This window comes from Bradyrhizobium sp. HKCCYLS20291 (assembly GCF_051167715.1).
Lineage (GTDB): Bacteria > Pseudomonadota > Alphaproteobacteria > Rhizobiales > Xanthobacteraceae > Bradyrhizobium.
Map to the genome: position 1 here is coordinate 338,303 of NZ_JBNPTO010000005.1, position 19,447 is coordinate 357,749.

The following is a 19,447-nucleotide window of genomic DNA, read 5'->3' on the forward strand; positions in this document are numbered from 1 at the left end:
AGATCGATCTCCCCCCCTTGGCAACCCGCTATCCGGTCACGCACAAACATTGACCAGCTCGCCCTCTCACCTCACCGCGCCGAGGCACTCTGCGCCGCGATCTCGCGCCGCACCGCTGCTTCGAACTGGCTGGCGGGGGCGGCGAACATCAGCCGGGTCTCCTCGTGAAAGGCGGAGAAGATGCCGACCACCGTCGGAACGCCGCCGATCTCGGCGAGGATCGGCGAGCCCGAATAGCCGAAATTGGCAAGGCAATGCACGATGAGCAGCCGCGCATCCTTGGTCATGCCGGCGGTGCAGTTGCGCTGTCCGGTCGGCGAATAGCGCCGCTCCTGGCCGTAGCCGATCTCGGAGATGGTGCCGGCCTGGGTCGCCGCGGCGAGCTCGTCGCGGCTCATCACCTTCACGGGCACCGGCTTCGACGGCAACGCGTCCTTCAACACGATCAGCGCCCAATCAGCGGGTGAACGGTCGCTCGACCATTTGTCGTGCTGCGTCGGGATGAAATCCGGCGCCACGATCAGCTTGTCGGCGATCGACGACGCGGCAGGGGTGCCCTTGTTCATGCCCACCAGAAAGTGGACGTTCCCTGGGCTGACCAGCGTCACGCCATTGAACACGCAGTGCGCCGCCGTCAGCACCACGCGCGGCGCCACCAGCGTGCCCGTGCACGAGCCTCCGGTGCTGAACTGCGCCACGGTGACGACGCCGATCGCCGACGCCGGCCACGAGGTGGGATCGACGACATCGCCGAAATGATGGTCCAGACCGAGCAGCTGCTCGGCGCGCGGATTGACGATACCCGCATCGGCCGATTCCGGCTTCGGACGCCACGCCGCGATCGTCGCCTCGGCCTGCTGCCGCTGCGCGTCGTTGAGCTTGGCCCGCTGGAGCTCGCGACCGGCCGACCTGACGCCGTTGCGGCCGGCCATCACCAGCCACGCATAGCCTTGGATGACATCCCGGGTCATGACCTGACCGTCGAGCATCATCAGGCCGAGCATGTATTGCGACTGGGCAAAGCCCTGCGCGGCGGCGCGGTTGAACCAACGTCCGGCTTCGCCGTGATCGCGGGCGGCGCCTTCGCCGTTGAAATAGGCGATGCCGAGATAATGCTGTGCGACGGCGAGCCCCTGATCGGCAGCCTTGCGGTACCAGACCAGCGCCTCGGTCGGATTGCGCGGCACGCCCCAGCCGAAGGCGGTCATGAAGCCGAGATCGAACTGCGCCCGCGCATCGCCTTTGGCGGCCAGCGGCTGCAGACGGCGCAGCGCCGCCGCGGGCTGTCCATTCGCCGCAGCAGCGACGGCGTCCTCGAGCTCGGCGGCCGAGACGCTCGTGACGGCGCCGAGCAGTACGGAAAGAATGATGATGAGGGGCTTGATCAAAGGCGTCCGCTGCGACTGGCAACACCGAGATGGGTCGTCCAGCCAAGATGATCAAGACGGCGGCGGCGTGGCGGAAAGCGGACGATGAACTCCTTAATGCTTAATGCGCCCGGCCGTCAGACCTGCCCGCCGCTCACGCCTGCTCGGATTTGGCGAAGCGGTCGTCGAGCGCATAGCCGGCGCCGCGCACGGTGCGGATCGGGTCCTGCTCGCGGCCGGGATTGAGCAGCTTGCGCAGCCGCCCGATATGCACGTCGACGGTGCGCTCGTCGATATAGATGTCGCGGCCCCAGACGCTGTCGAGCAGCTGCTCGCGGCTGAACACCCGGCCGGGGTGCTCGAGGAAGAATTCGAGCAGCCGATATTCGGTCGGGCCGAGATCGATCGGCCGTCCCGAGCGCGCCACGCGGCGCTTCTCGCGGTCGAGCTCGATGTCGCCATAGGACAGGATCGTTGCGAGCCGCTCCGGGATCGCCCGGCGCAGCAGGCCCTTCACCCGCGCCAGCAGCTCCGGCACCGAGAACGGCTTGACAATGTAGTCGTCGGCGCCGGTGGCGAGCCCGCGCACGCGCTCGCTCTCCTCGCCGCGCGCAGTCAGCATGATGATCGGCAGCTGCTTGGTCTCGGAGCGCGCCCGCAGGCGCCGGCACAGCTCGATGCCGGACAAGCCCGGCAGCATCCAGTCGAGCACCACGAGATCGGGAATGCGCTCCTTCAGCCGCGTGTCGGCCTCGTCGCCGCGCCCCACCGTCTCGACCTCGTAGCCCTCGGTCTCGAGATTGTAGCGCAGGAGCGTGGTCAGCGCCTCTTCGTCTTCCACCACCAGAATGCGCGCGGTCATGTCGAACAGGTCTTTCTCAGTTGCCGGGGATCGTCGCCGTGAAGCTCGTCATGTCGCCCTTCGGACGCTTGTCGACGATCGCCTGGCCCTCGATCATGTAGAACACGGTCTCCGCGATATTGGTCGCGTGATCGCCGATCCGCTCGATGTTCTTGGCGCAGAACATCAGATGGATGCAGAACGAGATGTTGCGCGGATCCTCCATCATGTAGGTGAGAAGCTCGCGGAACAGCGAGGTGCAGATGGCGTCGACCTCCTCGTCGCCCTTCCACACCGCCATTGCCGCCGGCAGATCATGCGCGGCATAGGCATCCAGCACCGACTTGACCTGCGACTGCACCAGATCGGTCATGTGCTCCAGGCCGCGGATCAGCTTCAGCGGATGGAAATCGCTCTCCAGCGCCGCGACGCGCTTGCCGATGTTCTTGGCGAGGTCGCCGATCCGCTCGAGATCGGTCGCGACGCGCATGGCGCCGACGATCTCGCGCAAATCGACCGCCATCGGCTGGCGGCGCGCGATGGTGAGCACGGCGCGCTCCTCGATCAGCCGCTGCAGACGGTCGACCTCGGCATCCGCGGTGACGACCTTCTGCCCGAGCGCCACGTCGCGCCGCACCAGCGCATCGACGGAGTCGACGATCAGACGCTCGGCGAGGCCGCCCATCTCGGAGACGAGGCGGGTCAGATCCTGCAGGTCGCTGTCGAATGCCTTGGCGGTATGTTCACTGGCCATGATGATCTCCTGAAAGCAATGCGTCGGCGTCAGCCGAACCGGCCGGTGATGTAATCCTGGGTCCGCCGATCGCTCGGCGAGGTGAAGATCTTGTTGGTGTCGTCGAACTCGATCAGTTCGCCGAGATACATGAAGGCGGTCTTGTCGGAGACGCGCGCCGCCTGCTGCATGTTATGGGTGACGATCGCGATCGTGTAGTTCTCGGCGAGCTCCTGGATCAGCTCCTCGACCTTGGCGGTCGAGATCGGGTCGAGCGCCGAGCACGGCTCGTCGAACAGGATCACCTCCGGGCGGACCGCCACGGTGCGCGCGATGCACAGGCGCTGCTGCTGGCCACCGGACAGCGACAGGCCGGACGCGTTGAGCTTGTCCTTGACCTCGTTCCACAGCGCGCCGCCGCGCAGCGCCTTCTCGACCCGGTCGTCCATCTCGGACTTCGAGATCTTCTCGTAGAGGCGGATGCCGAAGGCGATGTTCTCGTAGATCGTCATCGGGAACGGCGTCGGCTTCTGGAACACCATGCCGACCCGGGCGCGCAACAGATTGAGGTCGAGCTTGGGATCGAGGATGTTGGTGTTGTCCAGCATCAATTGCCCGGTGGCGCGCTGGCCCGGATAGAGATCGTACATCCGGTTGAAGATCCGCAGCAGCGTGGACTTGCCGCAACCGGACGGGCCGATGAACGCCGTGACACGGTTGGTGCCGAGCGTCAGGTTGATGTTCTTCAGCGCGTGGTGATCGCCGTAGTAGAAATTCAGGTTGCGCGCGGTCACCTTGGCCGGCGCCTCGGGAAGCGACTGGCCATGCAGGAGAGCGGGATTAGGTTGGCTGACGGAAACGGACAGTTCGGTCATTTTGCGTTCCTCTCGGCGCCGAGAATGCGTGCACCGACGTTCAGAGCGAGCACGGCCAGAGTGATGAGAAGAGCTCCGCTCCAGGCCAGCTGCTTCCAATAGGCATACGGGCTCTGGACGAAATTGTTGATGGTGACGGGCAGGTTCGCCATCGTCTTGAACAGGTTCAGGCTCCCGAACTGGTTCGACAGCGCGGTGAACAAGAGCGGCGCGGTCTCGCCGGCGACACGCGCGGTCGCCAGCAGCACGCCGGTGATGAGGCCCGACCGGGCCGCGCGGTAGGCGATGCGGCGGATCACCAGCGAGCGCGGCAGGCCGAGCGCCGAAGCGGCCTCGCGCAGCGGGTTCGGCACCAGCAGCAGCATGTCCTCGGTGGTTCTGAGCACGACGGGGATCACGATCACCGCCAGCGCCAGCGCGCCGGCGATCGCCGAGAAGCCGCCCATCGGCACCACGACAGCGCCATAGATGAACAGGCCGATGATGATCGACGGCGCCGACAGCAGGATGTCGTTGATGAAGCGGATCACCGAGGTGAGCCGGTCGTTGCGGCCGTATTCGGCGAGATAGGTGCCGGCGAACAGGCCAAGCGGCGCACCGATGCCGACGCCGATCACGGTCATGATCACCGAGCCGACGATGGCATTGCGCAGTCCGCCCTCGCTGGCGCCCGGCGGAGGCGTGTCGGCCGAGAACACCTGCAGGCTCAGGCCGGCAAGGCCGTTGTAGAACAGCGTGAACAGGATCAGCGCCAGCCAGGTGACGCCGAACGCCGCGGCGGCGATGCACAGGCCGCGGATCACGATGTCCTTGCGGCGGCGGCGGGCATAGATCGGATTGACGGTGTTGACCGGCATATCGACGGTGGACATGAGCTACTTCCCCGCCTTGGCTTCGAGCCGCGCCAGCATCAGCCGGGCACTCGCGAGCACGAAAAAGGTGAGAACGAACAGCAGCAGGCCGAGCAGGATCAGGCTCGACTGATGCAGCCCGTCACTCTCCTGGAATTCGGAGGCGATCGCCGCCGAGATCGTCGTACCCGGGGCGAAGATCGAGGACGAGATCCGGAACGAGTTGCCGATGATGAAGGTCACCGCCATGGTCTCGCCGAGCGCGCGGCCCAGCGCCAGCATGACGCCGCCGATCACGCCGACCCGGGTGTAGGGGATGACCACGCTGCGCACGACCTCCCAGGTGGTGCAGCCGACGCCATAGGCGGCTTCCTTCAGCACCGGCGGCACCGTCTTGAAGACGTCGACCGAGATCGAGGTGATGAAGGGCAGCACCATGATCGCCAGGATCAACGAGGCGTTGAACAGGCTGAGATAGGACGGCGGGCCGGCGAAGATGTCCTGCAGCACCGGGATGTTGGCGCAGAGGCTGATCATGAACGGCTGGAAGGTGGTGGCCAAGAACGGCCCCAGCACGAAGAAGCCCCACATGCCGTAGATGATCGAGGGAATGCCGGCGAGCAGCTCGATGGCCAGCCCAATCGGGCGGCGCAGCCATTGCGGGCACAGCTCGGTGAGAAAGATCGCAATGCCGAGACCGACCGGAATGGCGATCAGCATCGCGATGAACGAGGTGACCAGCGTGCCGTAGATCGGACCGAGCGCGCCGAGCACCGGCGGATCGGCCGAGGGCGCCCAGCGCTTGGTCAGCAGGAACTGGAAGCCGTATTCCTTCATCGCCGGCCAGGCGCCGATGACCAGCGAGATGATGATGCCGCCGAGGATGAGCAGCACCGAGATCGCCGACAGCCGGGTAATCCAGTAGAACGTCACATCGCCGAGCTTGAAGGCGCTCAAGGCGCGGGCGCGGTCGTAAGGCCCTGCAGAGGCAGCCATATCGCTCACCTCGGATTGAACGGCCATTTCCGCCAACTCAGCCCCCTGTTTGTTGGACACGCTGGAGATCCGTGAGACCCGTCGGCCTCCTCCCACGGTGGGGAGGAGGCCGTTACCGATGTGCTGAGATCAGCTCTTGATGTCGGCCGACCAGGTCTTCTCGATCAGCTTCACGACGCTGTCGGGCATCGGGATGTAGTCGAGATCCTCGGCCATCTTACCACCCTTCTCGAACGACCATTTGAAGAACTTGATCGCTTCCGCGGAGGCCGCCTTGTCGGCCGGTTCCTTGTGCATCAGGATGAAGGTCGCAGCCGTCATCGGCCAGGACTTGTCGCCGGGCTGGTTGGCCAGGATGACGTAGTAGCCGGGAGCCTTGGCCCAGTCGGCATTGGCGGCCGCGGCCTGGAAGGCCTCGACGGTCGGCTGCACGGTCTTGCCGGCCTTGTTGACCATACCGGTGTAGGTCAGCTTGTTCTGCTTGGCGTAGGCGTATTCGACATAGCCGATCGCGTTCTTGGTCTGGCTGATGTTGCCGGACACGCCCTCATTGCCCTTGGCGCCGACGCCGACCGGCCACTCGACCGCGGTGTTGAAGCCGACCTTGCTCTTCCAGTCGGCGCTCGCCTCGGACAGATAATAGGTGAAGTTGAAGGTCGTGCCCGAACCGTCGGAGCGGCGGACCACGGCGATGGCATCGCCCGGCAGCTTGACGTTGGGGTTGAGCTTCTTGATCGCAGCGTCGTCCCACTTGGTGATCTTGCCGAGATAGATGTTGGCGAGCGTCTCGCCGTCCAGCACCATCTCGCCGGGCTTGACGCCGTCGAGGTTGACGACCGGCACGATGCCGCCCATCACCATCGGCCACTGCACCAGGCCGTCCTTCTCGAGCTGCGCGGCCTTGAGCGGCGCGTCGGTGGCACCGAAGGTCACAGTCTTGGCCTGGATCTGCTTGATGCCGCCGCCGGAGCCGATCGACTGGTAGTTCAGACCGTTGCCGGTCTCCTTCTTGTAGGCGTCGGCCCACTTGGAATAGATCGGGAACGGAAACGTCGCGCCCGCGCCGGTGATGTCGGCGGCAAATGCCGACGTCGATGCGGCGACCAAGCCGGCAGCGACGAGTGCTTTGACGAAATTCATAGCTGGTCTCCATGCTCGGGAAGCGAAGCGCCATGTGCGCCCGATCGCGCTTCCCCGGCCGCTTTAAGGGGCCTCGGTGCCGCTTTTATAAAGGTTCGATGACAGCTGGATGACAGACGCAAGCAGTTGATAATATTTGATGATTTGATTTTGCTCCGGATTTCCACGGATCGCTCGGCAGGACTCGGAGGGCGGCCGGGCGTCATCTTGGAAGAACCCTGCTCACGACGTGTAAGGACCCCTGCTCACGACGAATTGCCAGCGCCTCCCCATCCTCGGTGTCGTCCCGGGCAAGGCCGCCAACGCGAAGCGTTGGTGGACGCCGACCCGGGACCCATACGCCGTGACGGTCGTGGCTGGGCGGGATGGAGCTGCCTTCGTGCCTCATACTCCTCCCTGTGGTTATGGATCCCGGATCTGCGCGCGCGTGACCGCGCGCTTGTCCGGGATGACGGCGGAGGGTGGGGTTGGCGGGGTCGGCATCCATGGACATCAGTCCCGGTTTGCCCGCGCCGCCCACCACACCAACAGTGTCATCCCGGGCAAGGCCGCCAACGCGAAGCGTTGGTGGCCGCTGACCCGGGATCCATACGCCGTGACGGGTGTGGCTGGGCGAGATGGAGCGGCCATCGTGCCTCATACTGCTCCCTGGGGTTATGGATCCCGGATCTGTACGCGCGTGGCCGCGCGCTTGTCCGGGACGACAGTAGTGTGTGGGGTTGGCAGCCGCGCCAACTCACGACACGCGACAACGACATCTCGCGGCACGGCGTGCCCGAGTGATGCTTTCGTCATCGCCCTCCAAACAACGAGAGGGCGCGGAGAAGGCCGGGAGCCTGCCGCCCCCATGGCCCGCCTGCAGAAAAAAATGCAGGCGGCAGGTACCACAGGTTCGGCTGGGACATCCCGGCCTTCCCCGCGCGACTGGTTTTAACGGTGTCCTTCGTGCTCTCCCTGGGGATCGGCTCTCTTGCCCCCATCGCCCGCGCGTGCCGTCAAGCAACGATCACGGACTTGACCTCAGCGTCGAGAGGCCAGGACCACACGACTTCTCCGTCCGCGTCGACCGCGCTCGTCAAGCGCAACCGCCACGTCCATCGCAGCCCACCTCACGTTCGTGACGACGCGTACGTCCCTCTGCTCGAGGCGGGTTGAACACAAGAAAACATGATTTCCGAAAAAGCGCAACAGTTTTATTTTTTTCAGAATCGAACCGCCGCCATAGCTCAAGCCGGCTTCGGCGGCTCGATCCAGATGCCCGGATCGGAATGGGTGCGGATGTGGTCGATCAACGCGTCGGCGAACACCCTGATCTTCGCCGGCAGCCGGCCGCGGTTCTGGTAGGCGATGTTCATCGTCAGTAGCGGAAGCTCCCAGTCGAGCAGCACCGGCACCAGCCTTCCGGCGAGAATGTCGGCCTGCACGATGTAGAGCGGCTGGATCAGGATGCCGAGCCCGGCCAGCGCGGCGCCGCGGATCACCTGGCCGTCATTGCTGTCGAGTGTCGGTGCGATCCGGATGCTCTGGGCGGTGGCGCCGCTGCGCAACGACAGCGAATAGGGATCGTTGGCCAGGTTGTAGATCAGCATGTCGTGACGCGCGAGATCGGCCGGTATGACGGGACGGCCGCGGCTGGCGAGATAGGACGGGGCCGCGGCCAGCACGCGCCGCATCTGGCCGATGCGGCGGACGACGATGCTGGAGTCCGGCTCGGACTCCCGGGTGCGGATCGCCACATCGATGCCCGCCTCGATGAAATCAGGATAGCGATTTGCGGCGATGATCTGCAGGTTCAGCTTCGGATACGCCGCGCGGAACGCCGGCAGCATCGGCGCGAGATAGATGGTCGCGAACGACAGCGAACTGGTGACGCGCAGCATGCCCTGCGGCGACAGCGCGCGATCGCTGACGGCATCCTCGGCTTCGGCGAGCTCGTTGAGCAGCGGGCTGCAGCGCTGCAGCAGCTCCTGCCCCGCTTCGGTCAGCCACAGCCGGCGCGTGTTGCGCTCGATCAGGCGCACGGCGAGCCGCTCCTCCAGCGCGCTGAGATGCCGGCTCGCTGCCGCATTGGACATGCGAAGCGTCTCGGCGGCCTTGGACAGGCTGCCCAGCTCGGCCGTCTTTGAAAACACCTCGAGCTGGAGCAGACGGTCCATTGTTGCGCATAGCGGAAAAGAGAGTTACAAATTTTGGTCTTTATTTCCGCCTGACGCAAGGCAAAATCGCCCGACAAGAACAATCACAGGTGAGGACGCACGGATGTCGGGGCCGATCAGGCACATCGTGATGTGGCGGCTGCGCGCCGAAACGGCCGCCGAGCGCGCCGCGGCCCGGCTCAAGGTGAAGACCCTGTTCGAGGGGCTGAAAGGTCGGATCGACGGCCTGACCCATATCGAGGTGGGCGTCGATGTCAGCGACGTCGACTATGCCTGCGATGTCGTCCTGTTTTCCGAATTCGCCAGCCACGCCGCGCTCAAGGCCTACGCGTCGCATCCAGAGCACCTGCGGGTGCGCGACGAGCTCGGCGACCTCAGGATCGGGCGCTTCCAGGTCGACTATCCCATTGGCGGAGCGGCGGGCGCGTGATCGGTCGTTGTCACCAGAGCCAACCACGCAGACATCCCGCCGCAGGCAGCGCGGTGACGCAAGCAACGGACGACCGCCATGTCACGTCCTGACAACAGCATCGCCTTCATCGGGATCGGCAAGATCGGCCTGCCGATCGCGGTGCGGCTCGCCAAGGCCGGTTATGCCGTCACCGCATTCGACCCGAACGCCGTGCGGCTCGACGAGGCGCGCGGGCTCGGTGTCACGTCTGCGCCGTCGGCCACCGACGCCGTGCGCGACAGTGCCGTGGTGATCTCGTCGCTGCCCGACGACGGCGCGCTGCGCAGCGCGATGCTCGGCAGCGGCGGACTGATCGCGGCGATGGCACCTAGCGCGATCCTGATCGAGACCAGCACCGTGGGCGTCGACGCGTCGAGTGCGGTCGCGGCGGCCGCTGACGCGCGCGGCATCGCCTATCTGCGTACGCCGATCTCGGGCAATGCCAGCATCGCCCACACCGGCGAGCTGACCTGCTTCGTGTCGGGACCGCAGGACGCCTTCGTCAAGGTCACGCCGCTGCTGCAGGCGTTCACGCGGGCCCAGACCTATCTCGGTGCCGCGGAAGAAGCGCGCTACGCCAAGCTCGCCGTCAACCTCATGATCGCGACGACGGCGGCGATGATGGCCGAGAGCCTGGCGCTGGCGCGCAAGGGCGGCATCGCCTGGCCTGACATTCTCAAGGTGCTGCACGACAGCGCGATCGCCTCGCCGATGGTGAAGTACAAGACTGCGCCGCTGCTGGCGCGCGACTTCGCCGCGACCTTCTCCTGCGCGCAGATGGCCAAGGATCTCGACCTCATCCTCGGCGCCGGCCACGCCGCGGGCGTGCCGTTGCAGCTCGCCGCGCAGGTCCGCGAGACCTATACTGCATTGATTGCGTCAGGCGACGCCGAGACCGACTTCCTCGCAACCGTTCGGCACGTCGAACGGCTGTCCGGCCTCGGCGAGCCGCTCTGAAAGGAGACTGCATCTTGCGAAACTTCGACGAGAACACGATCACGCATGCGGTGCTCGAACGGCTGGCGGGAGCAACCGATGCCAGGGCCAAGCAGGTCAGCGAGGCCCTGGTGCGCCATCTCCATGCCTTCTTGCGCGAGGTCCGCCCGACGCAGGCGGAATGGGAGTTCGGCATCGACTTCCTCACCCGCACGGGCCACATGTGCGACGACAAGCGCCAGGAGTTCATTCTTCTGTCGGATGTGCTCGGCGCCTCCATGCTGGTCGACGCCATCAACCATCCGGTGCCGGAGGGCGCCACGGAGACCACGGTGCTCGGCCCGTTCTTCGTCCAGGCCGCGCCCGAACGCGCCAATGGCGACGACATCTCGGGGCCGATGAAGGGCGATCCGCTGCTGGTGACCGGCTCGGTGTCGAGCGCGGACGGCCGGCCGCTGGCGGGCGCCATCGTCGACGTCTGGCACTCCGACGATGACGGCTATTACGACGTGCAGCGGCTCGAGCAGATCGGCAATCTCGCCATGCGCGGTCGCTTCCGCGCCGATGCCGACGGGCGTTTTCATTTCTGGTCGATCAAGCCCGCCGCCTACCCGATCCCCAATGACGGGCCGGTCGGCGACATGCTGAAGGCGCAGGGGCGGCACCCGTGGCGGCCGGCGCATGTGCATTTCATGATCTCGGCACCAGGCTTCGAGCGGCTGGTGACGCATGTGTTCGTGGCCGGCGACGAATATCTCGATTCCGATGTCGTGTTCGGCGTCAAGGACAGCCTGATCCGCGACTTCGCGCGCTGCTCGCCGGGCCGTGCGCCAGATGGACGCATGGTGACAGACCACTATTATCATCTCAAATACGATTTCGGCCTGAAGCAGCTTGCGCCCGCGTAGCGGTCTGAGCTGACGACAATCGACCGCGCGGGTCAGCACAACGTCGCGGCATCAACGGGAGGACTGATGGACCTGCGGGTCGGCGCGAGCACATTGGCCGAGCGGCTTTCGAACCTGATCGGCGCCCGCGCGAGCCTCGCGCGCGGCGTGCTGGATCAGCATGGCCGCAGCGAATCCTACTACCCGGCCATGCCGCCCGACATCGTCGTGTATCCCGAGACCACGCAGGAGGTCGCCGGCATCGTCAAGCTGTGCGCCGAGGCCGCCATGCCGATCGTCCCGTTCGGGGCCGGCACCTCGCTCGAGGGCAACGCCGCGGCCGCAGCCGGCGGCGTCTGCATCGACTTCGCGCGCATGAACAAGGTGCTGTCGATTGACGCAGCCGACATGGACGTGGTCGTGCAGCCCGGCATCACCCGCAAGCAGCTCAATGCCGAGCTGCGCGGCAGCGGCCTGTTCTTTCCGATCGATCCCGGCGCCGACGCCTCGATCGGCGGCATGACCTCGACCCGCGCCTCCGGCACCATGGCGGTGCGCTACGGCACGATGAAGGACAACGTGCTCGCGCTCGAGGTCGTGCTGGCCGACGGCCGCGTGATCCGTACCGCACGGCGCGCGCGCAAATCCGCCGCCGGCTATGACCTGACGCGGCTGTTCGTCGGATCGGAGGGCACGCTCGGCGTGATCACGGAAGTGACGCTGAAGCTGCATCCCCTGCCGCAGGCGATCTCGGCCGCAACCTGCAGCTTTCCAAGCTTGCACGACACGGTCGACACAGCCATCGCCCTGATCCAGTCGGCGGTGCCCGCGGCGCGGATCGAGCTCGTCGACGATGTCATGATCCGCGGCATCAACGCCTATTCGAAGCTCGGCTATCAGGAAGCGCCGACCCTGTTCCTGGAATTCCACGGCTCCGAGGCCGCCGTCGCCGAGCAGGCGCAGATCGCGGAGGCGATCGCGAACGAGCATGGCGGCCGCGGCTTTGCCTGGGCCAAGGCGGCCGAGGACCGCAGCCGTCTCTGGCACGCGCGCGACAACACGCTGTATGCCGGCTTGGGACTGCGACCCGGCGCACGCGCCGTGATCACCGACGTCTGCGTGCCGATCTCGCGGCTCGCCGAATGCCTGATTGAGACGCGCCGCGACGCTGACGCCAGCGGCTTCCTCGCGCCGATCGTCGGCCATGTCGGCGACGGCAATTTCCACATGCTGATCCTGGTCGATCCCGATAACGAGACCGAGCTCGCCGGCGCCAAGGCGCTGCAGGCGCGCATGGTGGCGCGCGCGATCGCGATGGACGGCACCTGCACCGGCGAGCATGGCATCGGCCTCGGCAAGGTCGACTATCTCAGGGACGAGCTCGGCGACGCCGTCACGGTGATGCGCGCGATCAAGACCGCGCTCGATCCCGCGGGCCTGATGAATCCGGGCAAGATCTTTGCCGGCGGAGCGCTGGCATGACCGCGGCGGCCGCGCGCGCAACATCCTCGGACCTGCCGCTGCTGGAGCTGCGCGGCATCAGCAAGTCGTTCCCCGGCGTCAAGGCGCTGGACGACGTGTCGTTCGCGATCCATCCGGGCGAAGTGCACATGCTGCTCGGCGAGAACGGCGCCGGCAAGTCGAGCCTGATGAAGATCCTGTGCGGCGCCTACAGCGCCGATGCCGGCGAGGTCTACTACAACGGCAAGAAGGTCGAGATCTCTTCTACGGCGGACGCGCAGGCGCTCGGCATCGCCGTGATCTTCCAGGAGTTCTCGCTGGTGCCGTTCCTCGACATCGCGCAGAACATCTATCTCGGCCGCGAGCCGAAGGGCCGCCTCCCCGGCACCATCGATCGCCGCCGGATTTTGGCCGATGCGCGGCGCGTGCTCGACAGCATCGGCTTCGACATCGATCCCTCCGTCATCGTCGATACGCTCGGCGTGGCGCAGCAGCAGATGGTCGAGATCGCCAAGGCAGTCAGCCAGAACGCGCGCATCCTGGTGATGGACGAGCCGACCGCGGCGCTGTCGGACCGCGAGGCGGAGCTGTTGTTTGCGCTGATCGCGCGGCTGAAGGCCGACGGCGTCGCCATCGTCTACATCTCGCACCGCATGGCCGAGGTGTTCGCGCTCGGCGACCGCATCACCGTGCTGCGCGACGGCCGCCGCATCGGCGACGTCCGGCCCGGCGAGGTCACGCCCGACCAGCTGGTGCGCATGATGGTCGGCCGCACCGTCGACATGAGCTATCCGCGCCGCTTCGCCGACGCGCCGGGCGAGCTCGTGCTCGAGGTCAAGGGGCTGAGCGCGCCGAGCGGCATCACCGACATCAACATCGAGGTGCGGCGCGGCGAGATCGTCGGCCTGTGCGGCCTGGTCGGCTCGGGCCGCACCGAGGTGGCGCGCGCGATCTTCGGCGCCGATCCGGTCAGCGCCGGCGAGATCATCTTCGACGGCCGGCCGATCACCGGCGAGCCCGACATCGCGGCGCGCCGCGGCATCGCGCTGATCCCCGAGAGCCGCAAGAGCGAGGGCCTGGCGCTGCTGCGCTCGGTCAGCGACAATCTCGTGGTGTCGGCGCTGAAGAAGCTGTTTCCGAGCGGACTGTACGATCCCCGTGGCGCGCAGCGCACGGCGGACGGCCTGATCCGGCAGCTGCGGATCGCGACGCCGACGGCGCGGCAGACGGTCGGCCTGCTCTCCGGCGGCAACCAGCAGAAGGTCGTGATCGGCAAATGGCTCGCGGCCGGCGCCAGGCTCTTCATCTTCGACGAGCCGACCCGCGGCATCGACGTCGGCGCCAAATCGGAGATCTTCGCGCTGATCGACCGGCTGGTCGCCGAGGGCGCGGCGGCGCTGATGATCTCGTCCGAGCAGATCGAGATCTGCCACGTCTGCGACCGCGCCTATGTGATGCGCGAGGGCCGCATCGCCGGGCATCTGTCGCGCGGCGAGCTGACCGAGGAGAATATCGTACGACTGGGGATGCATGATGAGTGACGCCGCCATCGTCTCGCCGATCCGATCCCTGCAGCGCATCCCGGGCGTCGCGATCGTGCTGGTGCTGCTGATCGCGCTGTTCGGCGCGATCGCGCCCGGCTTCCTGTCGGCCGCGAACCTCTCCAACGTGCTGGTGCAGTCGACCATCCTCACGATGCTCGCGCTGCCGATGACCCTGATCATCATGACCGAGGGGCTCGATTTGTCGATGGGCGCGGTGCTGACGCTGACCTCGCTGTGCGTGGCCATCGTCTCGCTCGCGACCAAGTCGGTGCTGCTGGGATTGGGCGCCGCGGTGCTCGTCGGCGCGGCCTTCGGCACCGTCAATGGCTGGCTGGTCGCGATCGTCGGTATTCCGCCATTTGTCGCGACGCTCGCCACGCTCGGCATGGCGCAGGGCCTGTCGCTGATCGTCAGCGACGGCCAGAGCGTGGTCGGCATTCCCCATGGCGTGCGCGACATCTATTCGGCGACGCTCGCCGGCATCCCCGTGCCGATCCTGATGGGGCTCGCCACCTACGCCGTGTTCCACGCCCTGCTCTATCACACCAAATTCGGCACCTACATCTTCGCGCTCGGCGGCAACCGCGAGGCGCTGCGCTATGCCGGCCTGTCGCCGAACAAGCTGCTCATCGCGGTCTACGCGATCAGCGGCACGATGGCCGGCATCGCCGGGCTGCTGATGACGGCGCGGATGAATTCGGGGCATCCGACAGCAGGTCTCGGGCTGGAGTTCGACGCCATCGCGGCGGTCGCCGTCGGCGGCACCTCGTTCGAGCGCGGCAATGGCTGGCTGCTCGGCACCGTGCTCGGCGTCATCGCCGTCGGCGTGCTGCGCAACGGGCTCAACCTGGTGTCGCTGCCCTCCTCGGTGCAGGTCGCGAGCGTCGGCGCACTGGTCATCTTCGCGATGTTCCTCGATGGCCTGCGGAGCCGGTCATGAGCGACATCGCCAAGGACACGCTGCCGCCGCCGCGCTCGTTGCTGTCGCAGAACGCGACGCAGCTGTTCTACCGGCTGGCGGCCGCGCTCTTGATCTGCGCGGCGCTGAGCGTGCTGAGCGACTCCTTCCTCAGCCTCGGCAACATTCTCAACGTGCTGAGGCAGGCGAGCCTGACCTTCTTCATCGCCTCCGGCCTCACGCTGGTGGTGCTGACCGCCGGGCTCGATCTGTCGGTCGGCGCCAACGTGGCGCTGTCGGCGTGTCTCGCCGGCACCGTGATCCATCAGACCGGCTCGCCAGTGCTCGGGATCCTGACCGGGCTCGCCGCCGGCGGCAGCGTCGGTTTCCTCAACGGCTTCATGGTCACCGCGCTGCGCATCCCCTCCTTCATCGCCACCTACGGCATGCTGTGGGTGCTGAACGGCGTGACCTATTGGTACATGGCGGGCGAGACCATCCACGGCTTTCCGGCCGGCTTCCGCCAGATCGGCAGCGGCTATTTCCTCGGCCTGCCGATCCCGGTCTATCTGCTGCTGGTGTTCCTCGCGATCGGATCGTTCTTCGCGCAGCGCACGATCTGGGGCCAGGAGATCTATGCCGTCGGCGCCAACCCGGTCGCGGCGCGGCTGTCCGGCATCCCCGTCGCGCGCCGGCTGCTGCTGGTCTACACCGTGTCGGGCACCATGGCCGGGCTCGCCTCGATCATCTTCCTGTCGCGGCTCAACTCGGCGGAGGCCGACATCGGCGAGAGCCTGACCCTGCCGGCGATTGCCGCCGTGCTGATCGGCGGCACCTCGCTGTTCGGCGGCGTCGGCACCGTGTTCGGCACCTTCATCGGCGCCTTGATCCTGACGCTGGTGCTGAACGGCATGAACCTGCTCGCGATCAGCGCCAACTGGCAGCCGCTCGTCACCGGAATCATCGTGATCATCGCAGTCTGGCTCGACATGAAGACGCGGCGCCGGACGCAATGAAGTCGGAAGCAAACCAAAAAAACAGGGAGGGAAACAACATGAAATACCGGATATCGCGCGGCCTCGCGCTGTCACTGCTGATCGCTGCGGCCACCACCCAGGCCCGCGCCGACGGCGAGACCATCGCCGTCTTCACCAAGAACCAGACCAACCCGTTCTTCCAGACGGTGCGCGTCGGCGCCGACAACATGGCCAAGGTGCTCAACGCCAAGATCCTGCACTACATCCCGACCAAGCCGGACTCGATTCCCGAGCAGCTCAGCCAGATCGAGGACGTGGTGGTGAAGAAGCCGAGCGCGATCGTGTTCACGCCGGTCGACTACAAGGCGATGGTGCCCGGCGTCGAGAAGATGAACGACGCCAAGATCCCCGTCGTCAACATCACCGACCGCTCGGCCGGCGGCAAGTTCGTCTCCTTCGTCGGCGCCGACGACTACAGCCTCGGCCTGGAGACCGGACGCTTCCTGCTCAAGACGCTCGGCGGCAAGGGCAACATCGTCATCATCGAAGGCGTCAAGGGCTCGCTGACCAATGTCGACCGCGTCCGCGGCTTCAACGACGCGCTGAAGGAGAATCCCGGCGCCAAGCTCTTGGCGTCGCAGCCCGGCAACTACCAGCGCCTGCAGGCCTTGCAGGTGATGGAAAACCTGATGCAGTCCAACCCGCAGATCGACGGCGTGCTCGCCGCCAACGACGCCATGGCGGTCGGCGCGATCGAGGCGCTGGACGGCGCCAACCGCAAGGCCCAGGTGATCGGCATCAACGGCACCAAGGAGGCGATCGACGCGATCAAGTCCGGCAAGCTGCTCGCCAGCGGCGACTACAACGGCTTCGCCCAGGGCTGCCTCGGCACCATGATGGCGGTCCGCACGCTGCGCGGGCAGCCTGTCATCACCGAGATCGTGCTGAAGCCGACGGTCATCACCAAGGACAACTACCAGCCGTTCGACGTGCCGCTGGAACAGCGCAGCTGCCCGAGCTTCGAGGATGCGAGCAAGCTCGCGGCGAAGTAGGAATAGCCCATCATTGACATGCGGGACGGCTCGCGGCGTGCAGCCGTCCCGCATCAGCTCTCGGAGTATTCTTCATGCTGTTTGCGATTCACGCGCTCGACAAGCCCGGCGCGCTGCCGGCCCGGCTGGCCAATTACGACGCGCACAAGGCCTATCTCGGCGACACCGCGCGCCTGCCCGTCACCATCGTCATGTCGGGCCCGCTGGTCTCCGACGACGGCGCGACGATGATCGGCAGCCTGTTCCTGGTCGAGGCCCCCGGCCGCGCCGAGGTCGAAGCGTTCAACCGCAACGACCCGTTCGCCGCCGCCGGCATCTGGGAGAAGGTGACGATCACGGGTTTTCTGCGGCGGCAGGGGTAGCCCGACGTCCAACCACACTCTCACTGTCATCCCGGACAAGCGCGCGGCACGCGCGCGCAGATCCGGGATCCATAGCCACAGGGAGATCTGCTAGGCACGAAGGCCGCTACAGCTCGCCCAGCCACAAACGTCACGGCGTATGGATCCCGGGTCGGCGGCCACCAACGCTATCGCGTTGGCGGCCTTGTCCGGGATGACAGTGGTTGTGGGGTGGGCGGCGCGGGCAAACCGGAACAAGCATGGCGATTCCGACTTCGCCTAGCACACTCCCATGTGGATGCCGACGCCGCCAACCACACCCTCGCTGTCGTCCCGGACAAGCGCGCGGCACGCGCGCGCAGATCCGGGATCCATAGCCACAGGGAGATCTGCGAGGCACGAAGGCCGCTACAGCTCGCCCAGCCATAAACGTCACGGCGTATGGATCCCGGGTCGGCGGCCACCAACGCTGTCGCGTTGGCGGCCTTGCCCGGGATGACACTGCTTGTTTGGTCAGCGGTGCGGGCCACCTGACGGGATTTTGCAAGCGGTCGACTAGCTACTCACCGCCCAGTTCGACGCCCGCCAGCGCTTCGCTCAGCTTCGCCAGCGCCGTGTGATCCTGACCCGGACCGAGCAGGCCTTGCGCACTGGCGCTCAGCTCCCGGCACAGGTTCGAGAATGGCGCGGCGACGCCGGTGGCGCGGGCGACTTCGAGGGCGATCGAGAGATCCTTGACCATCAAATCGAGGCCGAAGCCGCTGTTGAACTGCCGCGACAGCACGAACTGCCTGAACTTCTTCTGCGTCGAGTTGTTCATGCCGGTCGACGCATTCAGCACGTCGGTCATCAGGCCGGGATCGATGCCGAACTGCTGGCCGATCAGCAGCGCCTCGATGCCGATCAGGAAGCCGCCGGCGGAAACGAGATTGTTGAGCGCCTTCATCGCCTGCCCCGAGCCAAGGCCGCCGATGCGGTGGATGGTGGTGCCCATCGCACGCAGCAGCGGCTCGACGCGGTCGAGCGCCGCGGCATCGCCGCCGGCCATGATCGCGAGCTCGCCGGTTTTCGCGCGCGGCACGCCGCCGCTGACCGGCGCATCGAGCATGATCACGCCGAGCGGCGCGAGATCCCCCGCGATCGCCTGCGTCGCCGCCGGCGCGCCGGAGCTCATGTCGACGACGATGTGTCCCTGCTTCAGGCCGGGACGCAACGCGGCGACGGCGTCGGCGACATGCTTGCTGGTCGGCAGCATGGTGATGACGACATCCGCCTGCGCCGCCGCCGCCCCGAGATCGGCCGCCTCAGCGCCGCCGACCTCGCGGACGAAATCAGCGGCGCGGCCGGCAACGGCGTCGTTGACGGCCACTGTATAGCCGGCGCCGAGCAGCCGCGCGGACATCGGCCAACCCATGTTGCCGATACCCACGAACAGGACGGATTTCGGCGCGCTCATGCGCCGTCCTTCTTGGCGATGGCGCCTTCCGCCACCAGCACCTCATGCGCAGCCTTGAAGGCCTCGAGGCCGGCGGGAATGCCGCAATACACGGTCGCGTGCAGCAGGATCTCCTTGATCTCGTCGACCGTCACGCCGTTGGTGAGCGCGCCCTTGACGTGCAGCTTCAACTCGCTGGGCTTGCTCAGCGCCGTCAGCATCGCGAGATTGACGATGCTGCGGGTGCGGCGATCGAGACCCGGGCGGGTCCAGGCATAGCCCCAGCACATTTCGGTGGTGATGTGCTGGAACGCCATCATGAAGTCGTCGGCCTTGGCGAGGCTGCCGTCGACGTAACCGGCGCCGAGCACCTCGCGACGCACCTTCAAACCCTTCTCGAACAGTTCCTTCTCGTCGCTCATTCCGCTCGTCTCCTTGCCACACCTGACGTCATTAGCCTTTTGCCGCGCGGACTGACAACAACGCCGAACGTCGTGCGGTCGTCG

Annotated in this window: 19 protein-coding genes; 9 read left to right on the forward strand and 10 right to left on the reverse strand. The window is 66.4% G+C overall.

Annotated features, from left to right (window positions below; all coding sequences use genetic code 11):
• Positions 1-71: 71 nt before the first annotated feature.
• From ACQR07_RS14485 to ACQR07_RS14520, 8 genes are all read right to left on the reverse strand, one after another.
• Positions 72-1,388, reverse strand: coding sequence for a trypsin-like serine protease (locus tag ACQR07_RS14485; RefSeq protein WP_434902942.1), 1,317 nt, complete (start codon positions 1,386-1,388; stop codon positions 72-74).
• Positions 1,389-1,521: 133 nt separating this feature from the next.
• Positions 1,522-2,229 carry a phosphate regulon transcriptional regulator PhoB gene (phoB, locus tag ACQR07_RS14490; RefSeq protein WP_434869071.1) on the reverse strand — a complete coding sequence of 236 codons (708 nt, stop codon included), beginning with the start codon at positions 2,227-2,229 and terminating at the stop codon, positions 1,522-1,524.
• A gap of 16 nt (positions 2,230-2,245) precedes the next feature.
• On the reverse strand, positions 2,246-2,962 hold the full coding sequence (gene phoU / locus ACQR07_RS14495) for a phosphate signaling complex protein PhoU (RefSeq protein ID WP_434869070.1): 717 nt from the start codon (positions 2,960-2,962) through the stop codon (positions 2,246-2,248).
• Between the two features lie 29 nt (positions 2,963-2,991).
• A complete protein-coding gene (gene pstB / locus ACQR07_RS14500; RefSeq protein WP_434902943.1) occupies positions 2,992-3,816 on the reverse strand; it encodes a phosphate ABC transporter ATP-binding protein PstB in 825 nt (274 codons plus the stop codon).
• Complete coding sequence (pstA, locus tag ACQR07_RS14505) at positions 3,813-4,688, reverse strand: phosphate ABC transporter permease PstA (RefSeq protein WP_434902944.1); 876 nt, start codon at positions 4,686-4,688, stop codon at positions 3,813-3,815. The genes pstB and pstA overlap by 4 nt, the downstream gene beginning before the upstream one ends.
• A 3-nt stretch (positions 4,689-4,691) precedes the next feature.
• Positions 4,692-5,690, reverse strand: coding sequence for a phosphate ABC transporter permease subunit PstC (gene pstC, locus ACQR07_RS14510; protein WP_434902945.1), 999 nt, complete (start codon positions 5,688-5,690; stop codon positions 4,692-4,694).
• A 102-nt stretch (positions 5,691-5,792) separates the two neighbouring features.
• Positions 5,793-6,803: a phosphate ABC transporter substrate-binding protein PstS gene (gene pstS, locus ACQR07_RS14515; protein WP_434902946.1), complete on the reverse strand. Its 1,011-nt coding sequence runs from the start codon at positions 6,801-6,803 to the stop codon at positions 5,793-5,795.
• A gap of 1,226 nt (positions 6,804-8,029) precedes the next feature.
• Positions 8,030-8,959 carry a LysR substrate-binding domain-containing protein gene (locus ACQR07_RS14520; RefSeq protein WP_434902947.1) on the reverse strand — a complete coding sequence of 310 codons (930 nt, stop codon included), beginning with the start codon at positions 8,957-8,959 and terminating at the stop codon, positions 8,030-8,032.
• A gap of 103 nt (positions 8,960-9,062) precedes the next feature.
• Between ACQR07_RS14520 and ACQR07_RS14525 the strand changes: the two genes are divergently transcribed.
• From ACQR07_RS14525 to ACQR07_RS14565, 9 genes are all read left to right on the forward strand, one after another.
• Positions 9,063-9,389, forward strand: coding sequence for a Dabb family protein (locus ACQR07_RS14525; protein WP_434869550.1), 327 nt, complete (start codon positions 9,063-9,065; stop codon positions 9,387-9,389).
• 78 nt (positions 9,390-9,467) lie between these two features.
• Positions 9,468-10,367 carry an NAD(P)-dependent oxidoreductase gene (locus ACQR07_RS14530; protein WP_434902948.1) on the forward strand — a complete coding sequence of 300 codons (900 nt, stop codon included), beginning with the start codon at positions 9,468-9,470 and terminating at the stop codon, positions 10,365-10,367.
• A 14-nt stretch (positions 10,368-10,381) separates the two neighbouring features.
• Positions 10,382-11,254 (forward strand): intradiol ring-cleavage dioxygenase, encoded by an 873-nt coding sequence (locus ACQR07_RS14535; RefSeq protein ID WP_434902949.1) that lies wholly within the window; start codon positions 10,382-10,384, stop codon positions 11,252-11,254.
• Positions 11,255-11,320: 66 nt separating this feature from the next.
• Complete coding sequence (locus tag ACQR07_RS14540; RefSeq protein ID WP_434902950.1) at positions 11,321-12,715, forward strand: FAD-linked oxidase C-terminal domain-containing protein; 1,395 nt, start codon at positions 11,321-11,323, stop codon at positions 12,713-12,715.
• Positions 12,712-14,235 (forward strand): sugar ABC transporter ATP-binding protein, encoded by a 1,524-nt coding sequence (locus tag ACQR07_RS14545; protein WP_434902951.1) that lies wholly within the window; start codon positions 12,712-12,714, stop codon positions 14,233-14,235. Before ACQR07_RS14540 ends, ACQR07_RS14545 begins: the two co-directional genes overlap by 4 nt.
• Positions 14,228-15,178 (forward strand): ABC transporter permease, encoded by a 951-nt coding sequence (locus ACQR07_RS14550; RefSeq protein WP_434902952.1) that lies wholly within the window; start codon positions 14,228-14,230, stop codon positions 15,176-15,178. Before ACQR07_RS14545 ends, ACQR07_RS14550 begins: the two co-directional genes overlap by 8 nt.
• A complete protein-coding gene (locus tag ACQR07_RS14555) occupies positions 15,175-16,152 on the forward strand; it encodes an ABC transporter permease (RefSeq protein WP_434869544.1) in 978 nt (325 codons plus the stop codon). Before ACQR07_RS14550 ends, ACQR07_RS14555 begins: the two co-directional genes overlap by 4 nt.
• A gap of 38 nt (positions 16,153-16,190) precedes the next feature.
• Positions 16,191-17,165, forward strand: coding sequence for a sugar ABC transporter substrate-binding protein (locus ACQR07_RS14560; RefSeq protein WP_434902953.1), 975 nt, complete (start codon positions 16,191-16,193; stop codon positions 17,163-17,165).
• A 74-nt stretch (positions 17,166-17,239) separates the two neighbouring features.
• The gene (locus ACQR07_RS14565) at positions 17,240-17,527 is read left to right on the forward strand and encodes a YciI family protein (protein ID WP_434902954.1); all 288 of its coding nucleotides are present in this window, start codon (positions 17,240-17,242) and stop codon (positions 17,525-17,527) included.
• A 538-nt stretch (positions 17,528-18,065) separates the two neighbouring features.
• Here the strand turns inward: ACQR07_RS14565 and ACQR07_RS14570 are convergent.
• Complete coding sequence (locus tag ACQR07_RS14570; protein WP_434902955.1) at positions 18,066-18,962, reverse strand: NAD(P)-dependent oxidoreductase; 897 nt, start codon at positions 18,960-18,962, stop codon at positions 18,066-18,068.
• Positions 18,959-19,363, reverse strand: a complete 405-nt coding sequence (locus tag ACQR07_RS14575; RefSeq protein WP_434869540.1) for a carboxymuconolactone decarboxylase family protein — start codon at positions 19,361-19,363, stop codon at positions 18,959-18,961. Before ACQR07_RS14575 ends, ACQR07_RS14570 begins: the two co-directional genes overlap by 4 nt.
• Positions 19,364-19,447 lie beyond the last annotated feature (84 nt).